Origin of the sequence: Vibrio sp. HI00D65 (assembly GCF_001635455.1) — a bacterium.
Taxonomy (GTDB): Bacteria; Pseudomonadota; Gammaproteobacteria; order Enterobacterales; family Vibrionaceae; genus Vibrio.
The window spans coordinates 1-395 of the sequence record NZ_LWEH01000111.1 but is presented as its reverse complement, the minus strand read 5'-3'; the positions used below and the strand labels follow the sequence as shown (position 1 = coordinate 395).

1 pseudogene is annotated in these 395 nt (G+C 49.9%); it reads left to right on the top strand.

Going from position 1 to position 395, the window contains the following annotated elements:
- Positions 1-395 (top strand): annotated as a pseudogene (locus tag A3712_RS27755) (hypothetical protein); the annotation flags it as partial.

Genomic DNA, 395 nt, shown 5'->3' with positions numbered 1-395 from the left:
CTAGCTTAAAGGAAGACCTGAAAGACGTGTCACGTGATGACGCCATCAAGTACACACAAACTTTGGCAGTGTTAGAGCGTGCGACTATCCGAGGTCTTGAGCGCGGTTTACTTGATGTGAACTCTAAGGCGCGCATTAAAGCGCTCATGTTAGAGCTCGAAGCAGCCGAAGTGGACATCGCGAAGTCGATGAGCTATCTGGCTTATGAAGTGGAAAGGCTGGCAGGGTTCACTGCAGAAGCTGAGCGACTGATTGCGCAGTTGGGTGAAAATCAGCAACAACAGGCAGACCGTTACTATGCTAACCCAGTGCATTACAGCGTACTGACAAAAGAAGCCTTGAACGCGGAGTTAGCGTTTGCAGAGCTGCAAGAGTGGATGTTCTATGCCGTTCAA